Source organism: Vibrio sp. 10N.261.54.A5, assembly GCF_041471145.1.
Taxonomy (GTDB): Bacteria; Pseudomonadota; Gammaproteobacteria; order Enterobacterales; family Vibrionaceae; genus Vibrio; species Vibrio crassostreae_C.
The window spans coordinates 1-18,660 of the sequence record NZ_JBFRNU010000072.1 but is presented as its reverse complement, the minus strand read 5'-3'; the positions used below and the strand labels follow the sequence as shown (position 1 = coordinate 18,660).

Sequence of the window (18,660 nt, the reverse complement as noted above, 5' to 3'; positions counted from 1 at the left end):
CTTACTTCCTTGTCAGTTTATGCGATGCAATGAGTTGGTTATATAGCGCTATGTAACTATCCGCATAGCGTTTCGCTGTAAATTCATTTTCAAAACGTTGGCGTGCTTTTTGTCCGAGCCTTTGGCATAGCTGCTCATCATTGTCCAACGCCTGCATAGCCTCTGAAAATGCTGAACCATCTGCAGGTAGAACTGTGAGCCCTGTTTCTCCATTTGCATTCACATAAGAAGAGCCGGTTCCTATATCGGCACTTACAATAGGCTTACCAAACATCTGCGCTTCTACTAATGAAATCCCGAATGCTTCAGAGCGCAAGTGCGAGGGAAAGACAAAGGCTTTTGACAAAGAGTGAAGTGCGACTTTATCTTCTTCAGAAATGAATCCAACGAGTCTCACATTCGTGAGTGAGTGCTCTTTGATATACGCTTCTAGATTATCCCTTTCTGGACCATCACCAGCAATTACAATAGGTAATCCATTTAATTTAGCCGCCTCAAGAAGGTATTGCAGTCCTTTATAGTATCGAAGTACACCTACAAACAAGAAAAAACCTCTACCAACGCGGTTCTCCCACTTTTTCAGTTCGTTTTCATTTACAGTTGGATAAGTAGATTCATCGATTGCAAGAGGAATAACATCGACTTTATTCGCATATTTGATCAGGTTTTCGCTTGTCTGCGCATATTGAGGTGAACTGGCAATGATTCGGTCAACTTTAGTCAGGAAATGTTGCTCAAGGGGCTGGTAAATTTTCTTTAGTAACTTTTGTTTAACTATGTCGGACTGATAGCTTACTAAACATGGTTTTTTAGGTGCGACGAGGCTGAGCAAATCACCAGTAGGCCAAGGATATTGATAATGGATTATATCGTGTTGCTTACTTAACTTTCTAAAACGGCGAATTAGACTAAATGAAAACCCGTTAGACGAGATCTCGAAATCTTTTTTGACGACAATGATTCGACTACCTTCAAAGTCATACTCTTTATTCTCTGAGCCTAAAGTTAGGATGGTATTTTTGATGCCTTGCTCACTGCTACCTTTACAAATATAACGAATTGCTTGCTCTAAGCCTCCTTTTGTTTCTGGGTAACAAGTGCGGTAAACATGTAGTACTTTCATTAGGTTCTTAATCCATCAACTTAAATTAGGTTTATATCCAGTTGGAGCTTCTAACAATATTTGAATAATGCATTCTTCATCAAAGTTATGGCAACACCCGTCGAGTTGTTCCAAAAGAGGTTGCATCTCATTCCAATGTAGCATCTGCTCTTTGGCCGTCATGATTTTTTGATGGCCGCTTCCCTCCACATTATCTCCAATCAAAAGCTCTTCATAAAGCTTTTCTCCTGGGCGTAATCCGGTGAACTTTATAGATATATCGCCTTCTTGAGAATCCCCGTCGACATGCTCTTGCATACCCATCAAATGAATCATGCGTTTTGCAAGGTCTAGAATCTTGACGGGTTCCCCCATATCAAGAACAAATACTTGTCCGTTGTGACCCATGGCGCCAGCTTGGATAACCAGCTGAGCTGCCTCAGGTATAAGCATAAAGTAGCGAATGATATCTGGATGAGTGACGGTTACAGGGCCGCCACATTTTATTTGCTTTTTAAACAGTGGAACAACAGACCCTGAAGAGCCCAAAACATTACCAAAGCGTACCATTGTGAAATTGGTGGTGTTTTGCTTATCTGCCAACGCTTGAAGAACCAACTCAGCCATGCGCTTGGTTGCCCCCATTACGTTAGTTGGTCTCACTGCTTTATCTGTTGAGATTAGAGTGAAGTTTTTTACCCCTGTTTGGATCGCAGCTTCAGCGCAGGCAAGCGTGCCGAAAACGTTGTTGCGAACACCCTCAACAATGTTATCTTCAACTAACGGAACATGTTTATAGGCTGCAGCATGGTAAACAGTTTCAACTCCATGCGCTGTCATCAGTTTTTCTAAGCGGTTTTGTCTCTGAACGGAGCCAAGAGCTGCAACGATTCGAGTTTCGCTTTTTAAGTTTATCTTTGTTGAATTGAGCTCCTGGTCGATTTTGTAAAGGTTGTATTCATTGAGCTCAAATAGAACGAGTGTTTTGGGTTTTTGTGACATAATTTGTCGACATAACTCAGAGCCGATGGAGCCACCAGCGCCAGTAACCATAACATTCTTATTGTAAATGTTTTGCGCTAGCAGCGCCTTGTCTGGGTCAACCGCGGCTCTACCAAGTAGATCTGCAACATCAAGATCTTTCACTTCAGTTGCTGTCGCTTTACCCGCAGCTATATCTTCTACTGATGGCACTGATTGAACTGCGATCGGCCAGTGTGACAATTTTTCCACTAGTCTGAGTCGTTCGCCTTTATTGATCCCATTTATGGCTAAAAGTAGTTTCACGGGTTGATAAAGTGATTGGAGGTGTTCAAATTCACTTGGGTGGTGGACCTTAAGCCCAAATAATATTTGCCCCGATTTTGTTGGATCATCATCAAGTAATACTACTGGGTTGTATTCGTCTCCCTGAATTAGGGCATATGTTAGATCGCGACCAGTTGCTCCCGCGCCATAAATAAATACATTGGGCTTCTTACGTTTAAACCAGTGATAATAAATTGAACGGATGAGGATTCTGGGGCCACCTAAAGTCAGCGTTGCCAAACCTGCATAGATAAATGGAACACTTCTAGGGATGAACGAGTGGAAAAAAAAGCCGCTCATAATTAAAGCTAAGGTGGAAATTATTACGCCAAAGAAGATGTTGCCAACTGCGGGCAACATCATATAACGTAAAACTGCTCGGTACATCCCTAGCTTAACAAAGCTATAAATAGTGATCGATACAGTAACAAATAGTGTTATTAGTTCTTCGACTTCTACTTCAAAAAATGCGTTTCCAAGTCGTAAGGCAATCGCCAAATAGAGTGAAATAACGATAGCAAAAATATCATAGCCAATACTGATGAAACGCTTATGCTTGCGTTTAGCATTTAGCAAAATGTGTATTGGTCTGATCATGATATTCCTTAACGTGTCACTGAGCGTCTTGAGTTTGATTGTTGTTAGTTTTTAGCGTGTATTTTAATGTTCTTAAGTGCGGTAAGCTAGATGTAATTGGTTGTTATGTGTTACCTAATCAGTTTACTGTTTATTTTGTTTGTTATTTGTTCGATTGTTGAGCGGTTTGTTTTATGAAACTTTTGGTTACAGGTAGTACGGGGTTTGTTGGTGCTCGAGTGGTGGAGTTAGCAAAAGAGCGTGATTGCACTGTTGTGCCTGTTGTGCGTAAAAGCATCGAACTATCGCCTAACGGCTTTTTGGTTTCGTCTATCGGTGCTGAAACTGACTGGTCTGGTGCATTTGACGGTGTGGATTGCGTTGTTCACTGTGCTGCTCGAGTGCATCAAATGAATGAGAGTGAGCAAGGTGCTTTAACTGCCTATCGAGATATCAACACCCTTGGCACTTTGAACCTAGCGAAGCAAGCCGCTGAAGCGGGCGTTAAAAGGTTTGTATTTGTCAGCTCTATTAAAGTTAACGGTGAATTCAGTAAGCCAAATTTACCCTTTGAACCGAATTTAAAGAATACTCCGCAAGACCCTTATGGTTTGAGCAAGTATGAAGCTGAAGTTGAGTTGGCTAAGCTTTCAAAAGAGACAGGGCTAGAAGTGGTTATCATTAGGCCTCCATTAGTTTATGGGCCTGGCGTCAAAGCAAATTTCTTATCTATGATGCGTTTGATTGATAAAGGCATTCCGTTACCGTTTGGTGCTATAAAGAACCAGAGAAGCTTGGTTTATTTGGATAATTTGTCCGATTTGATACTAACTTGTTGCGAGCACCCTTCAGCTCCGGGCTATACCTTCTTAGCTTCTGATGATCAGGATGTATCGACAACTCAATTGATGCAAACCATCGCTCATGCTATGGGGAAATCACCGCGATTAATTCCAATCCCAATGTCTTGGATACAAGCTGGATCGTCAGTTTTAAATAGACAGCACATAGCGCAAAGAATATGCGGCAACCTCCAAGTGGATATAGGTTTGACGAAAGAGATATTGGGATGGAACCCCCCTGTAAGTTTTGAACAAGGGATCAAAAGAACCGTAGAAGCTTACTTGAAGTCGCATTGATGCGTTTTAGGTAGTTTATGGCTTTCTTGTCCATAAATTTTTCAGGTATCCTTTATTGATTAGTGGTGCTTATAGTGCCCCCACGTTTTCAATCCGAATTTGATAGGACACATATTTTGATTCGTTTGTTCGATTTTATTTTTGCTTTCTTTGGCTTGTTGTTCCTTTGGCCTGTATTTGTTGTTATTTGTCTCCTCGGCTATTTTGATACGGGTTCTCCTGTCTTTTTTCAGACCCGAGTTGGTCGCAACAAAAAGCCATTCACTTTAGTTAAATTCCGCACTATGCCAGTGGAAACAAAATCTGTTGCCACTCATTTAGTTGGCGCTAGCTCTGTCACCAAATTAGGTGGGTTCCTGCGTAAAACGAAACTGGATGAACTACCACAGTTATACAACGTCCTGAAAGGTGAAATGAGTTTGGTTGGTCCGCGACCATGCTTATTCAATCAGCAAGAGCTCATCAATGAAAGAGAGTCGAGAGGAGTGTTGTCGGTTAGGCCTGGCGTAACCGGACTAGCTCAAATCAATGATATCGACATGTCGACACCGGAAAAACTCGCGGAGTGGGATCAACGCATGATTCACACGTTGAATACTAAATTGTACTTCCAATACATCATTCAAACAGTATTAGGTAAAGGCTCGGGCGACAGGGTTTAGTTAGATATGGTTTACGCTCTCTTATGATCATAGGTACTGGCTTCTGCGTTATACAAACATAGCTTTGTTGACCTCCACAGTCTCTAAGGCCATTTTTATGTGACGCTATTTCCTAAATAATGCTTTATAAGGTATTGCTTATGATTTATCCATTTACTTGATTGTGGTTATTATCTATCATGATCAATCAGTTGTTTAAGCTGAGCAACTGTTTGAGGGTGTGAAAATCATCTTCTACATATAAACGTTTATATTAATGGAAATCATTATGAAAAAGATGGCTCTAGCAGCTGCATTAGCAGTTAGCTTCTCAGGTGCTGCATTTGCAGCTGAAACTACAGCAGCGGGTACTGGTTCAGGTACTGGTGCAGCAGCAGGCGCTGGTGCATCTGCAGCAGCAGCTGGCACAGCAACAACAGTTGCAGTAGCGACAGCAGCAGTAGCGGCTGCAGCAGCAGTAGCGGTTGCTTCTAACGATGGCGGCGCAACAGTAACGACAACAACTAACTAGTTTTTTGTTGTCGGGCGTATAAACCATTTTATGTGAAAGCATAAAGTGGTTTTTTTATATCAGATTTTTATATTGGAATCAGCAACCAGATTGCTAGGAAGCAGAACTCGTCATGCTTAAACCTCTAATCATATCCCTTGGTCTTTTTCTTGCTGGTTGTTCTCAGCAGTTTCAAGACGTTAACTCTACTTTTGATGAAGCCTTTTTTGGAAGCTCCGATGTTGAGCTATCCAAGGAATACATTCAAACGTTACCTTATTCCAGCATTTATGCCGAAGTGAATGACCAAGGTAAGATCTTCATGGTCTTAGCGTACGTCGGTGAAAACCCGCAAACGGGCGCAGAGCAGTTAAAGTGGATGTCTTCTGACAAAGCGATGATCGTCACTGAAAATGGACGTATTGTACAAACGCTATTGCTTCCTTACGAAAACCTATCTGGTTTGGCATTCCAACCGTTGAATGCATTCTCTTCTGCAAACAGCTCGTCGCCAGACTCTGCTTATGCGTTTGATGTGTCAGCTAACCCCGGTGCCCAAAAGTGGCAAGCGGTTTACGACTGGCAACCCAACTATCGATTTGGCTACAAAGCAAACATCACCCGGACGTATGCGGGGAATCAAACGGTAGAAACACCGTTAGCGTCTATCGATACCAAGAAGTTCCAAGAAAAAATTCAATTCCCAATATTAGAACAAGACATCACCAACGAATATTGGGTCGACAGCGAAGGCAAAGTGGTAAAAACCATACAGTATTTAGGCCCTGATATGACAAGGCTTGAGTTAACCGTCCTTAAGCATTATCAAAGCAATTAACGAACAGGGTAATGAACTAAAATGATGAATTATATGAGTCATACATCAAAAATGATGGGACGTCGGTTGCCATTGGTGAGAACTTTATTAACGATGAGAGCTCTGTTAATGATGAGCGCTTTGTTTGCTTTGAGCTCCGCTTCTTCGGCTTCTGATCTTGTTACGCCTGAACGCTCTTCGTCGATTAAAACAACAATCGAGCTTCCTCTTCAAGGTGTGACGCTTGAGTATCAAACTAACGTTCGACTGCTTCGTGTATTAGACGACGCAAACGCGAATGCGAGCTCTAACGCTAACGGTACTATTGGTTACTTCCCCCTTTCGGCTCAACTGTTTGATATAACCAATACTGAAGCGACTGCAGTTACTGGATTTAAAGAAGCTAACCAAGCTATCGAAGCCAAAAAGCGCAATGTACTGAACCAGCTTGAAGCTTTCGCAGTAGAAGAGCCAGAAGCAAACTTAGTGCGCCAACAATTAGCCTCTTTCCAATATCTCAATCGAGTTTTTATTGAGCTAGACCGAAATGCGGTTATCTCGCAACCAGATAAGAACCCACTGCTTGTTTCAAGTTCTCATACTAACAAGCCGTCAGACAGCCAAACTCAAGCCTTTTCTCTGTACTTACCACAACGACCAGTGTCAATTCAGTTGATGGGTGCAATGAAAGAGTCGGTAACAATGAATCTGATTGAGCATGGTACGTTGAATGATTACCTCGATGCATTACCGAATGGCTTTATTGGTGAATCTGCAGATAAAAGTGTGGCGTATGTTGTTCAGCCAGATGGCGTGGTGCAAACCATTCAATATGCGTACTGGAACGAGCAGCCGGTTTACTTAGCACCAGGTGCCATCGTATTTATGGCGTTCTACTCTTTGCCATCGGAATACTCAACGTTGAACCAAGATATTGTCGATTTGCTACGTCATAAGGTTGGCCTGTAATGCTGAAACAGAAATCATTCCCTCTATCGGCAGTGTGCACATCGGTTACTTGTGCTTTATTAATGACCAATAGCATGTCGATTCGAGCAGAGACAGTCATTGATTCCTCTTCGATTCGAGCAGAAAAATCACCATTCGACGACACAGAATACAGAACGTCGCAAATGAACTTTGGTGGTGTTGGCTTAATGCAAATGCCAACAGGCCGAATGGCACCAGAAGGTGAGTTCAACTTTAGTGCTTCGTTTAACAATGAATACTACTTTTATAACGTGAGCTTGCAGGTGATGCCTTGGCTTGAAACCACCATTCGTTATACACAAGTACAAGATCTCTTTTATAGCGGTGGTGGCAATCAAGATTGCTCTCAAAACTCATTCAGTGGTTGTACTAAATACACAGATAAAGGCATCGACTTTAAACTGCGTTTAATCGAAGAAGGGTACTATTTACCGGAAGTATCGGTCGGTATGCGTGATTTTGGTGGTACCGGTTTATTTGATGGGGAATTTGTCGCGGCTACTAAACGCTTCGGCCCTGTTGATTTTACCTTGGGTATGGCTTGGGGATACATGGGCACCAGTGGCAACTTCACCAACCCATTGTGTAAAGCCAGTGACAAGTATTGTGATCGCCCTTCAGATACTAAGGGCAATGGTGGCAGTGTTGACTTTGAACGCTGGTTTAAAGGCGATGCAGCGGTTTATGGCGGCTTTGAATATCAAACCCCTTATAAGCCTTTGACCCTGAAGCTTGAATACGATGGCAATGATTATTCTCAAGACTTCCCAGTAGTACGCGGTGGTGTCGACATGACACAGCACACGCCATGGAATGTGGGTGCTGTGTACCGTTTCACTGATTGGGGTTCAGCTAAAGTGAGTTACGAGCGAGGTGATACTTTAACCCTTGGCTTCGACCTCTCGACCAACTTTAATGAAATGTATTCCGTGTGGAGAGATACCGAAACAGCAGAGTTGCGCCCAAGTGGTGTCGAGACTGTTGATGACATTGATATGGCGGCCCTTGCAGGCCAACTTGAAACGATCGCTGGCTATGAACAAGCGCAGATCTTGGTCGACGATAACAGCATTGTAGTAAAGGGCACTCAGGTTAAATACCGAGACAGAGGTATCGCCGTTGAACGCGGTGCTACAGTAATCGCGAATGAGGTGCCACGTTACATTGATACTTACAAAATAATTGAAAATGATAAATCGTTGGAACTCACCGAGACAACGGTAGATGCACAAGCATTCAAAGCGGCGGCAAACAACCGTTACCTTAATGCTCAAACCAGTGATGCAACAAACACTCACGAACTAAAGCGTAAGAAATCCGTTATTTATCACGATGGGCGAGAGCGATTCGATGTGTCGATTACACCGCACCTTGCCCAGTCGTTTGGTTCATCTGAAAACTTCTACCTATACAGTTTGGGTTTATACACCAATGCTTCGTTCTGGGCGTCAAATAGTATCGAATTGTCCGGTTCTCTGTATGTGAATTTGATAGATAACTATGACAAGTTTAATTACGAAATTCCAACAGATGGCACAGCTCAAACCGCACGAGTAAGAACACTTTTCCGTTCATATGCAGACGAAGCCATTCGCTTAGATCGCTTACAACTGACTTGGTTTGAGGATTACGGTCACGGTATCTACACCCAAGCCTACGGTGGTTACCTAGAGAGTATGTTTGCTGGCGTCGGCGGTGAAATTCTGTATCGACCATTTAACCAAAACTGGGCGATTGGTGCAGACATGACGGCGATCAGCCAGCGAGATCCAGAAAGCTGGTTTGGTACGTTTGATGAAGAACTGCAATACCATGAAAAAGATCAGGCTTACTACAAGGTGATTGATAAAGGCACAACTGGCTTTATTACCGGCTACTACACCCCACAATGGGATTTCTTGAGCGATACCTTACTCAAAGTGGGGGTCGGTAAATTCCTTGCTGGTGATGTCGGGACTCGTGTCGACTTCTCTAAGCAGTTCAAGAGTGGCGTTATTGCCGGTGCGTTTGTAAGCTTAACCGACATGACAACCGAAGAGTACGGTGAAGGCAGTTATACCAAAGGCTTCTACGTGTCGATTCCGTTTGATCTCGTTACCGTGAAACCAAGCTCAAGCCGCGCTGGTTTTACCTGGTTACCGATCACGCGTGACGGCGGCCAAGTGCTGAACAAGCAGTACAACTTGTTCGATCAAACCGATGCGCGCTCACCTTGGTTCCAAAGGCCGAGTAGCGTTAAGTAGATCGAAAGCAGATGCGGGTAACGAGTAAGCGGGATACGAAGAGCCGGGAAAGGGCTGTAACGAGGTTTGGGTAACCGAGTTTTGAAGAGCTTTAAAGCAGGTGAGAGTAATTAAGCCTGCGACGAGCCTAGCTTTTGGTTCTCCCCCTTGAACGCCGTTCGTTTTTGATCGGTGATGTTCATCAAAGGGGGAGTTAGAGGGGGATATTAATCTATGTGTTACCAACCCCTCCCAGTCTCCCCTTATGTTGGTATTTTCTGCCAAGCAACAGTTGTGATAAAGGGGAGGAGCTAAAAGCATCCCGACACGGCTTTAGGCTCTTCGTTTATTTGTATCTCGCTACTCTCATCTGCCCTTTAGCTTTTCGCATCTAGTTCACTCGCATCCCGCATCTGCTCTTAAGCTATTTAACCTTAAGACCATTCAACTAGGTTGATAATAACCACAGATTGTGGATAATGCTTACGGATTAAACTAACCGAAGCAAGCGCTCTTTTTTTTGCTACGTTTTAGATGAAATTCGCCTATGCAAGTTCAATATTGCTAGGGGCACATTAACTACGCAGTGTGATCTCGCGGAATATCAAGGGGCGGTAGCGTCCCTATTTTGATGTTAAGTGGAAGCGAAGTCACAATAGTAGCCTTCCTTAACTCTATTAAATCCTGCGTAGCTGATAAAATTATTCGCTCTAACTTCTTTGGGTGTCCTTTGGGATATCACGACACACTCCGTTTCTATGACTTGGTTAACATGAAGATTAATAAAAACCGTCTCCTTATAGCGCTCCTTCCTGCATTGCTCGCAGGTTGTACGACTCCAGGAACTCACCTTTCAACTGACAATAAGACTGTAATTCAGCCGTCAGAGGAACAGCAAGAGTCTGATGTTTCTGACGTGGTTAACCTTTACCCACTCACGGCTCAATCGGTATCAAGCTATCGAAGTGAACCTCTATCAGCTTCTCAAGCTAATCCTTCATTAGATATTGAAATTGCAAAATATGAATACCAAGTGGGTGTCGGTGATATTCTAAATATTACCATTTGGGATCACCCTGAATTGACCATTCCAGCAGGTTCGTACCGTAGCGCTGAAGAGGCGGGTAATTGGGTTCGTTCAAACGGCACTATCTTTTACCCATACATTGGTAGTGTTAATGTTTTAGGCAAGACGGTAGATGAGATTCGAACTGACGTTGCTAAACGTCTCTCGCAATATATTGAAAGTCCGCAAGTCGATGTCAATGTCGCGGGTTTTCGTTCTCAAAGAACTTACATTACAGGGGAAGTTGATTCTCCAGGGCAACAAGCGATTACTAATATCCCTTTAACATTACTGGATGCAGTAAATCGTTCAGGTGGTTTGGCTGAAGAGGCTGATTGGCGAAATGTTTCATTAACCCGTAATGGTGCGCAAGAATATGTTTCTTTATATGCGCTAATGCAAAAGGGTGATTTGACTCAAAATAGATTACTTCAAGCCGGTGATATTGTTCACGTTCCTCGCAATGATGCTCAAAAAATATTTGTTATGGGTGAAGTGAACAATCCTAAATTGTTGAAGATTGACCGTGCAGGTATGAGCTTAACAGAAGCTTTGAGTAATGTCGGTGGTATTGATCAGCTGGCAGCCGATGCTACAGGTGTATTTGTTATTCGTACTTCAGATGATAAATCGGAACGTATGGCGGATATCTACCAACTGAATATGGAAGATGTCTCGGCATTGGTGATAGGCACCGAATTTGATTTAAAGTCATATGATATCGTTTATGTTACTGCTGCACCTGTTATCCGTTGGAACCGAGTGATAAGTCAGTTGCTCCCAACCATTTCCGGCTTTAATGAACTGTCTGAATCTGTATTGCGCGTTCGTGATTGGTAATGAGCTCAGGTTACATTTAACGTGTAACCTGATTTTTCATGTTTATAAGTTCATTAAAGTTAGAAATCAGTTATGTTTAGTAAAATTTTAGTTGTGTGTGTCGGAAATATCTGCCGCTCACCGACGGGAGAGCGTGTTCTACAAAAAATGCTCCCAAATAAAGAAGTAGCTTCTGCTGGTATCGCTGCTGAAAAGAGTCGTTTAATCGGCAAGCCAGCAGACGACACGGCGATTTTAATTGCCGCTGAAAATGGTGTCGATGTTGAAAATCATCAGTCGCAGCAAGTTACACCGCAGCTTTGTGCCCAGTATGATTTGATATTGGTTATGGAGAAGGGCCATATGGAAGCGCTCACTCAAATATCACCGGAAGCGCGTGGTAAAACCATGCTGTTTGGTCAGTGGATTGGCCAAACAGACATTCCCGACCCGTATCGTCAAAGTCGTGAAGCTTTTGAATATGCCTATAAGCTTATTGACGAAGCAGCACAATCTTGGTCGAAAAAATTGTAATTAAGGTCTAGAATAGAACCGCTTAGTTATACCACCATCAATGAATCACACAGAGATAAGGGCACATAAACTGTATGTCGCGCCTCTTTAAAGTACTAGTTTAGGAAGTAGTAACCTGATGACAACCCAACCATCTCAGCAACCGTCTTCAAATAGTCCTGATGTAATAGATTTAGGCAAATTGCTTGGTATCCTGCTGGATGCTAAGTGGTTAATCATGCTCACCACATTTGCTTTTACGATGTTTGGTATTGCATTTGCTCTGCTTTCAACGCCGATATACAAAGCGGATTCGCTGATTCAAATAGAAAAAAAGAGCTCTGGTGGTATTTCATCCATGGTGGGTGATATGGGAGACATGTTCTCTCAGGAGTCTTCTGTGACGGCGGAAATTGAGATCATTAGATCTCGTATGATCTTGGGCGAAACCGTTGACAGATTCAATTTGACCACCGTTACCTCACCTATCTACATGCCTTATGTTGGCAAAGGTGTTGCGCGTTTAAAAGGTGACATCAACCACATTGAAGTCAGCCGTTTTGTACTTCCTCTATATACAACGGGTGCCCACAAAATTAAAATTTTAGATGCAGAGCAAGGTACTTACCAACTGATTCGTGACAATGAGCGCGTTATTTTGAAAGGCCAAGTAGGTGAACTTGCAACTGCAGGCGATTACAGTTTATTTGTGACAGGCTTTGAATCGACAAATGGTTTTGAGTTTTCTATTGGAAAACGTAGTCGCCTTGCGGCCATTGGGTGGTTAAAGGCATCCTTATCTTTGTCTGAACAAGGTAGACAAACCGGTATTCTTAATTTGAGTTTTGCAGGTGAGAACAAACAACAAATTTCTGAAATACTCAACCACATTAGTCAAACCTATTTTTTACAAAACGTTCAGCGTAATTCGGCGGAAGCAGAGAAGAGCCTTTCTTTTTTAAAAAGCCACCTGCCTGGGATTAAGTCTCAATTAAACAGTTACGAAGATACGTTAAATAGCTACCGTCAAAAAAATGACTCCATTGATTTAGGTTTAGAAGCGCAGACAACATTGAGGCTGGTGGTTGGGCTAGAGGCGCAATTGAATGAGTTAACGTTTAAAGAAAGTGAAATCAGCCAGCGTTTTACTAAGGATCACCCTACGTACAAATCTTTATTGGACAAAAGAAATATTCTTCTTGAAGAAAAAGAACGTTTAAATAAACAAGTTCAAAAGTTACCTAAAACACAGCGTGAAATACTACGTATGACGCGCGATGTTGAAGTAAACCAACAGATCTACATTCAGCTTTTAAATAAGGTTCAAGAGTTGAGTATTATCAAAGCTGGGACTGTAGGTAACGTTCGTATCTTAGATGATGCACAAGCGTATGCGGGTGCGATAAAGCCGAAGAAGTCACTGATTGTTGTATTAGCGACGTTACTGGGTGGCATACTAAGTGTGGCGTTTGTGTTGGTGAAAGCAGCGTTTCACCGTGGTGTTGAAAGCCCCGATCAAATTGAACAAATCGGCCTACCTGTTTATGCAGCGGTACCAAAATCTGATTTACAGATTGAGCTATCCAATCGCTTTAAATCAAAGAAGCGACAAACTAAGGGGGCCGAAGCTCTGCTTGCCGAATCTAATCCTGCTGACCTCTCGGTTGAAGCACTGCGTGGCCTTCGTACCAGCTTACACTTTGCAATGCTCGAAGCGAAAAACAACATCTTGATGATTTCTGGCCCTGCGCCGGGCATTGGTAAATCATTCATCTCGACTAACTTTGCCGCAGTAGCCGCAAAAACAGGCCAAAAGGTATTGTTGATTGATGCCGATATGCGTAAAGGTTACCTACAACAAAGCTTTGGTGTGAACTGGGACAATGGTCTTTCTGATGTGCTGAGCGGCAAGCAAGAGTTCGCTCAATCAGTGAAAACCACACCGGTAGAGAACCTAGATATTATTACTCGCGGCCAAGTGCCACCGAACCCATCAGAGCTGCTGATGCACCCACGCTTTGCAGAACTAATGGAATGGGCATCGAAAGAGTATGATTTGGTGATTGTTGATACCCCGCCCGTACTTGCGGTAACCGACCCAAGTATTGTTGGCGCCTTCGCTGGCACCACATTAATGGTCGCGCGTTACGGTCAAAACACCATTAAAGAGATAGAAGTGGCTCGCAACCGCTTCGAACAATCGGGCATCGAAGTGAAAGGCGTTATCTTCAACGCCATCGAGAAGAAAGCATCTAGCTCTTACGGCTACGGTTATTACAACTACGCGTATTCGAGCGACAAGAAATAAAGTTAAAGAGCAGTAACGAGATGCGAGTAACCGGGTAAACGAAGAGCTAAAGACAGTAACGGGTGACGGGTAAACGAGATACGAAAAGCGCATCTCGAATCCGTTCTTCATCTCTTGTTACTCGTTTACCCGCTGCTCGAATCTGCTCTTTTAGCTCTTCGAATCCCGTCTACCCGCCACCCGTATCTATTCTTTATCCAATCTTCAAATTATTCGAAGACTTAGCTTTTGGTTCTCCCCCTTGAACACCGGACTATTGTGAGTGGTGATGTTAATAAAAGGGGGAGTTAGAGGGGGTTGCTAGCTAATGCCTAACCAACCCCTCCCAGCCTCCCCTTATATTGATATTTTCTGCCAAGTAACAGTCGTGATAAAGGGGAGGAGCTAAAAGCACCACTCTCACTTTATTTTCCTCACTTTTCGAATCCCGCACCTACTCTTAAGCTTTTATCTTCAAAACAGGACACGCCTTATTCACGCCCCAATCTTTATGCCCCTTAACATTCTCATCTGAAATCAAGAACTGCTCTTGCAGTGCAGCCATCAAACCAAACAGTGCCTTGCGCTGCGCAAGTGTGAAGTTATCTTCTGGTTGCAGCTCGGCATTACAACCGCCAACCAAACAAACCCCAATATTGCCCTTGTTGTGTCCTTTCACATGCGCGCCGGTTTGCGACAGCGGCCTGCCGAGTTCGACATCCCCATTGCGACGAATAACAAAGTGATACCCTACATCGCGCCAGCCTTTCTTTTTATGCCATCGACGAATCTCGGCTACGTCTACATCTTGCTGTGGTGGCGTGGCGCTGCAATGCACCGTAATAAATGAGAATGCCGGGCAATGAGGCAAACGGAGTAAAACCGAAACCAGGCTGAAGGAATAGGGCGCGAGTGAAAAACAAGGCTCTAACGAAGGACTTCGCTCTTCCGAGTCAGCCAGTTTTTGTGAATCAGCAGACGCTTCTAACGGCTGATTTGGAACTCGATCAGTTGCTGGTGGAGTGTTTGACAAAATAAATCCTCGTGTTGTTGTAAATAGGCGATTAAAGACGTTGATAGCGATTCATTTAAATCAGGGTGCAATGCGATGTGTTGTCGCAGACTGGTGGCTACGGTTTTTTCATAGCCGGGGTGGTGGCTGACATAACGTAAATACATCACGTAATAACCCAGAGGCGATTCACGCCGCGATCGGCTGATCATCCAGCAAATATCGTCATAGCTGGGGGCGTCACCGCATTCATCCTCATTAAAATAACAACCTTCCAAATGGCTTTCTTTATAACCGTCAACTTCATAGCTCAGTACTTGGCCAAACCCATCACTATCACTAAAAAATAACGGTTGGCGCGATTGAATTAGGGAGTTAGCACGGCATTCGATGCTCGCCATGCCGGGTTGATACGCTGAAATAAAAAGAGAAACTATCGCCTTCATTAAGCACCTTATTGCTGCATGGGGAAGGCAATGTACTTCAACATTCTTGATTGGGGTTGGCGGGAATAACACGAAAACAGAGGAATACAGAAAAATGAGAGGTGCTTCGAAAAGCCATTGCTTAATAAGGTTGATGTTGCATATCTATCCGAGGCGATTAACCAAACATCTTTTCTTACAACTTATCTCATGGGCCTTTCGCCCCTAAAGCGCCAAAAAGTGTTGTTAATGCTCTGTATATCAATGGATTTCTGTACGAATGACTAATTAACAAGGAGCGTTAACCATGTGTGTTTCTCTAATTCTTTCTTTCATCCCCTTAAAAACCGGCTCGCCAATAAGCAAGTTAGTGCTATTGAAATTAGCCGATAACGCAGACGCGCGCGGCGTGTGTTTTCCTTCCCTCAATTACTTGGCGCAATATTGTGAAGTGTCGGTAAGAACCGTTAAACGACACGTTAACGAGCTCGAAAAACAAGGGTTTGTGAAGCGGATAAAGCGCTTTGATGATTCAGGACGCCAGCGCAGCAACATATACCAGTTGCACCTACCCGACGGACACCACATTCAGCAGAGCGATCTCGATGAAACGGCCAACTACTTGGATAAAGCCGATAGATACCTAGATAAAAGTGACAGCTGTCTAGAAAAAACCGATAAGAGCCTAGACATAGCCGATAAAGATAAAGCGAATCGAGGCCAAACCAACAAAACTGAGTCGGATTTAGAGGAGGTTGACTTAAACAACGCCAGAGCAGAACAAACAAGCTCATTGCCAGTCTCGCCAGTACATGCACAGAAAACAGAACATTCAGACACTCACCTAGGTGACTCAAGATCCAACACGGAGAGTGATCTTCCGGCACACATAATCTTTCATAAAGAACATAAAACAGATATTCCTTGTGAAGAGCCCAGTTATGGTAAAGGCAAAAAAAGCGGCACATCCCAGACGGGAAGTGCCAAGCAAGGATGCTTAAAGAGTGAAGCCGTGATTGAACTGCTCACCAAAGAGGGCAGCGCACCGATCTATCGCGAGTTCTACGACATATTAAAACGCACCTACCCAAAGCTAGATGTGCTGCAAGAACTGCATGCCATGCAAGCTTGGCTGTACATCAACCCCGATAAACGCAAACCCTTTGAGCACATCGGCCACTTTGTGAACGACTGGCTAAGAAGAAGTGCCAAAGCCAAGACTAAGCATGCAAATGCGCCTAAGCCAAAAGGGGCCAATAAATCCACACAAGCAGCTAAATCAATAACCAAGCCTAAACAAACGATAGAGTTCGAAAAAACAATATCCGCGGCCGAGCCAACGGCCTCTCAACATCCCACGCTTGTTACTCAAGCCCTCACAAAATTCCAAGCCAATAGCAAAACCAACCCGTTTGAGGCGCGGATCAAGGCCCTCATTCAATCCAAGTCGCCCGGGTTGAAGGGCGCATTGGCGAGTTTTTGAAACTGCTTGTTAATCACTACCCACAAGGGCTAACACGTACTGAAATTAAAGCGTTGCTGGCGGTAAACAACAACCAAAGCTTTGTGTCGCTGTACCGCAACGGCAATATATTTATTGATATAGAAAAGCGCTACTGCGACGCAGCACAAGAAAATCGGTACCACATAGGACCCCGGTTTTTACAAGACGTACGATGCTACCGTTGGCTGAATGCATGGTGAGTGGTTTGCCATAACTTAGTGAATTTCAAACTGGTTAATATGCACTTACTTTGCTAGAATGCGCGCATATTTTAAAACCGTATGAAAACCGCATAAAGCGAACAAACTGTAATTATTGCCTTTAGGAGCCAAACCTAAGGGCGGTAGCGTACCCAAATGCAAGAGTGGCAAGTAAGTCGTTGGCAAGTGAAAAGCGCTACAAGCCTAAAAGGCTGTTTTTGGCTGCCTATTGGGGCGGTTTTTACAAAGGTAGTAAAATCTAGTTTTTTTTAAGGGATGGTTGAAAATAGACTGTCTCAAAATGAATAAAAAGTGTCTCAGTGGATTTTGAATGACTGAGATAAAAAGAAGATAAAATTCTAATTGGACAGAAGAATGCTTAATAATAAAACAGTTTTAATTACTGGTGGCACTGGTTCATTTGGTAAACAGTTCATTAAAACAATTCTAGAACGTTACCAAGATGTAAAAAAAATCATTATATTTTCTCGTGATGAGCTGAAGCAGTTTGAAATCAAACAGCAATATCCGCATAAGGATTTTCCTCAATTACGTTTCTTTATCGGCGATGTTCGTGATCGTAACCGTATGATTCAAGCGTGTGAAGATGTTGATGTTATCATCCATGCCGCTGCGATCAAACAAGTAGACACTGCTGAGTACAATCCGACTGAATGTATTCGCACAAATATTGATGGCGCAGAGAATGTGATTAGTGCGGCTCTTGCGTGTGGTGTGAAAGATGTCGTTGCTCTTTCGACCGATAAAGCATGTGCACCAATTAACTTATATGGTGCTACAAAGCTTGCTTCTGATAAGCTTTTTGCTGCTGCAAACAATATTAAAGGTTCAAAAGATATTCGTTTCAGTGTCGTACGTTACGGAAACGTAATGGGCTCTCGTGGTTCGGTTATTCCATTCTTTATGCAGAAAAAAGAAGAGGGCTTACTACCAATCACACACGAAGAGATGACGCGCTTTAATATTTCTCTTCAAGATGGCGTGAATATGGTCATGTATGCAATTGAAAACCATTTGGGGGGTGAGATCTTTATTCCTAAGATTCCTTCATACAAAATTCTAGACATCGCTGAAGCTATTGCGCCAGGCATGGCAACTAAGGTTGTAGGTATTCGCCCTGGTGAAAAGCTCCATGAAGAAATGATCACTGACACCGATTCTCTTAATACGATTGATCTAGGACGTTATTACGCGATCCTTCCTTCTGTATCTTTTACGTACACAGAAGATGAATATATGAATCATCACAAAGCTGAAAAAGTCCCATTTGGTTTTAAGTATAACTCAGGTACCAATACTGAATGGGAAACCATTGAAGGTCTACGTGACCTAATCAAAGAGCATGTTGACCCTAAATTTACAGTGTGAGTAGAACAGTGATTCCATACGGCAAGCAAGATATCAGTCAGCAAGACATTGATAGTGTAGTTGATGTCCTTAAATCTGATTTTCTAACTCAGGGGCCACAAGTTCCTGCGTTTGAAAAAGCGTTAACAGAACATACTGG

Annotated in this window: 17 protein-coding genes; 13 read left to right on the top strand and 4 right to left on the bottom strand. The window is 43.2% G+C overall.

The annotated features are described in order from the left end of the window. Position 1: 1 nt before the first annotated feature. On the bottom strand, positions 2–1,123 hold the full coding sequence (locus AB4329_RS20305; protein WP_372139145.1) for a glycosyltransferase family 4 protein: 1,122 nt from the start codon (positions 1,121–1,123) through the stop codon (positions 2–4). Between the two features lie 15 nt (positions 1,124–1,138). After that, positions 1,139–3,007 carry a polysaccharide biosynthesis protein gene (locus AB4329_RS20300; RefSeq protein WP_372139144.1) on the bottom strand — a complete coding sequence of 623 codons (1,869 nt, stop codon included), beginning with the start codon at positions 3,005–3,007 and terminating at the stop codon, positions 1,139–1,141. Between the two features lie 173 nt (positions 3,008–3,180). Here AB4329_RS20300 and AB4329_RS20295 point away from each other — a divergent pair, with 173 nt between their 5' ends. From AB4329_RS20295 to AB4329_RS20255, 9 genes are all read left to right on the top strand, one after another. Next, the gene (locus tag AB4329_RS20295) at positions 3,181–4,125 is read left to right on the top strand and encodes a UDP-glucose 4-epimerase family protein (RefSeq protein ID WP_372139143.1); all 945 of its coding nucleotides are present in this window, start codon (positions 3,181–3,183) and stop codon (positions 4,123–4,125) included. A 113-nt stretch (positions 4,126–4,238) separates the two neighbouring features. Further along, entirely contained in the window at positions 4,239–4,787 is a 549-nt protein-coding gene (locus AB4329_RS20290; RefSeq protein ID WP_372139170.1) for a sugar transferase, read from the top strand. Positions 4,788–5,055: 268 nt separating this feature from the next. After that, entirely contained in the window at positions 5,056–5,298 is a 243-nt protein-coding gene (locus AB4329_RS20285; protein ID WP_372139141.1) for a hypothetical protein, read from the top strand. A gap of 112 nt (positions 5,299–5,410) precedes the next feature. Beyond that, entirely contained in the window at positions 5,411–6,115 is a 705-nt protein-coding gene (locus tag AB4329_RS20280) for a YjbF family lipoprotein (RefSeq protein ID WP_372139140.1), read from the top strand. A 21-nt stretch (positions 6,116–6,136) separates the two neighbouring features. Then, positions 6,137–7,063, top strand: coding sequence for a capsule biosynthesis GfcC family protein (locus AB4329_RS20275; RefSeq protein ID WP_372139139.1), 927 nt, complete (start codon positions 6,137–6,139; stop codon positions 7,061–7,063). Then, complete coding sequence (locus tag AB4329_RS20270; RefSeq protein ID WP_372139138.1) at positions 7,063–9,327, top strand: YjbH domain-containing protein; 2,265 nt, start codon at positions 7,063–7,065, stop codon at positions 9,325–9,327. The genes AB4329_RS20275 and AB4329_RS20270 overlap by 1 nt, the downstream gene beginning before the upstream one ends. Before the next feature lie 751 nt (positions 9,328–10,078). Further along, entirely contained in the window at positions 10,079–11,212 is a 1,134-nt protein-coding gene (locus tag AB4329_RS20265; RefSeq protein WP_372139137.1) for a polysaccharide export protein, read from the top strand. 72 nt (positions 11,213–11,284) lie between these two features. Next, positions 11,285–11,725 carry a low molecular weight protein-tyrosine-phosphatase gene (locus tag AB4329_RS20260; RefSeq protein ID WP_372139135.1) on the top strand — a complete coding sequence of 147 codons (441 nt, stop codon included), beginning with the start codon at positions 11,285–11,287 and terminating at the stop codon, positions 11,723–11,725. A 118-nt stretch (positions 11,726–11,843) separates the two neighbouring features. Next, positions 11,844–14,012 carry a polysaccharide biosynthesis tyrosine autokinase gene (locus AB4329_RS20255; protein ID WP_372139134.1) on the top strand — a complete coding sequence of 723 codons (2,169 nt, stop codon included), beginning with the start codon at positions 11,844–11,846 and terminating at the stop codon, positions 14,010–14,012. 439 nt (positions 14,013–14,451) lie between these two features. Here the strand turns inward: AB4329_RS20255 and AB4329_RS20250 are convergent, their stop codons facing one another. Next, positions 14,452–15,024, bottom strand: coding sequence for an N-acetylmuramoyl-L-alanine amidase (locus AB4329_RS20250; protein WP_372129141.1), 573 nt, complete (start codon positions 15,022–15,024; stop codon positions 14,452–14,454). Beyond that, positions 14,976–15,449 (bottom strand): hypothetical protein, encoded by a 474-nt coding sequence (locus tag AB4329_RS20245; protein WP_372139133.1) that lies wholly within the window; start codon positions 15,447–15,449, stop codon positions 14,976–14,978. The genes AB4329_RS20250 and AB4329_RS20245 overlap by 49 nt, the downstream gene beginning before the upstream one ends. Positions 15,450–15,735: 286 nt before the next feature. On the opposite strand from AB4329_RS20245, the gene AB4329_RS20240 reads away from it, so the two are divergent. The 4 genes from AB4329_RS20240 to AB4329_RS20225 all read left to right on the top strand — a co-directional run. Further along, entirely contained in the window at positions 15,736–16,911 is a 1,176-nt protein-coding gene (locus AB4329_RS20240; RefSeq protein ID WP_372139132.1) for a helix-turn-helix domain-containing protein, read from the top strand. Next, positions 16,869–17,132, top strand: coding sequence for a hypothetical protein (locus tag AB4329_RS20235; protein ID WP_372139168.1), 264 nt, complete (start codon positions 16,869–16,871; stop codon positions 17,130–17,132). The genes AB4329_RS20240 and AB4329_RS20235 overlap by 43 nt, the downstream gene beginning before the upstream one ends. 375 nt (positions 17,133–17,507) lie before the next feature. Next, a complete protein-coding gene (gene pseB, locus AB4329_RS20230; protein ID WP_372139131.1) occupies positions 17,508–18,521 on the top strand; it encodes a UDP-N-acetylglucosamine 4,6-dehydratase (inverting) in 1,014 nt (337 codons plus the stop codon). Next, a partial coding sequence (locus AB4329_RS20225) for a DegT/DnrJ/EryC1/StrS family aminotransferase (protein ID WP_372139167.1) occupies positions 18,518–18,660 on the top strand: 143 nt, incomplete at its 3' end. The genes pseB and AB4329_RS20225, both read left to right, overlap by 4 nt.

Coding starts and splice junctions, on each gene's coding strand:
- AB4329_RS20255 (WP_372139134.1), top strand. CDS start 11,844: ATGACAACCCAACCATCTCAGCAACCGTCTTCAAATAGTCCTGATGTA.
- AB4329_RS20280 (WP_372139140.1), top strand. CDS start 5,411: ATGCTTAAACCTCTAATCATATCCCTTGGTCTTTTTCTTGCTGGTTGT.
- AB4329_RS20295 (WP_372139143.1), top strand. CDS start 3,181: ATGAAACTTTTGGTTACAGGTAGTACGGGGTTTGTTGGTGCTCGAGTG.
- AB4329_RS20285 (WP_372139141.1), top strand. CDS start 5,056: ATGAAAAAGATGGCTCTAGCAGCTGCATTAGCAGTTAGCTTCTCAGGT.
- AB4329_RS20265 (WP_372139137.1), top strand. CDS start 10,079: ATGAAGATTAATAAAAACCGTCTCCTTATAGCGCTCCTTCCTGCATTG.
- AB4329_RS20270 (WP_372139138.1), top strand. CDS start 7,063: ATGCTGAAACAGAAATCATTCCCTCTATCGGCAGTGTGCACATCGGTT.
- AB4329_RS20305 (WP_372139145.1), bottom strand. CDS start 1,123: ATGAAAGTACTACATGTTTACCGCACTTGTTACCCAGAAACAAAAGGA.
- AB4329_RS20300 (WP_372139144.1), bottom strand. CDS start 3,007: ATGATCAGACCAATACACATTTTGCTAAATGCTAAACGCAAGCATAAG.
- pseB (WP_372139131.1), top strand. CDS start 17,508: ATGCTTAATAATAAAACAGTTTTAATTACTGGTGGCACTGGTTCATTT.
- AB4329_RS20245 (WP_372139133.1), bottom strand. CDS start 15,449: ATGAAGGCGATAGTTTCTCTTTTTATTTCAGCGTATCAACCCGGCATG.
- AB4329_RS20275 (WP_372139139.1), top strand. CDS start 6,137: ATGATGAATTATATGAGTCATACATCAAAAATGATGGGACGTCGGTTG.
- AB4329_RS20240 (WP_372139132.1), top strand. CDS start 15,736: ATGTGTGTTTCTCTAATTCTTTCTTTCATCCCCTTAAAAACCGGCTCG.
- AB4329_RS20260 (WP_372139135.1), top strand. CDS start 11,285: ATGTTTAGTAAAATTTTAGTTGTGTGTGTCGGAAATATCTGCCGCTCA.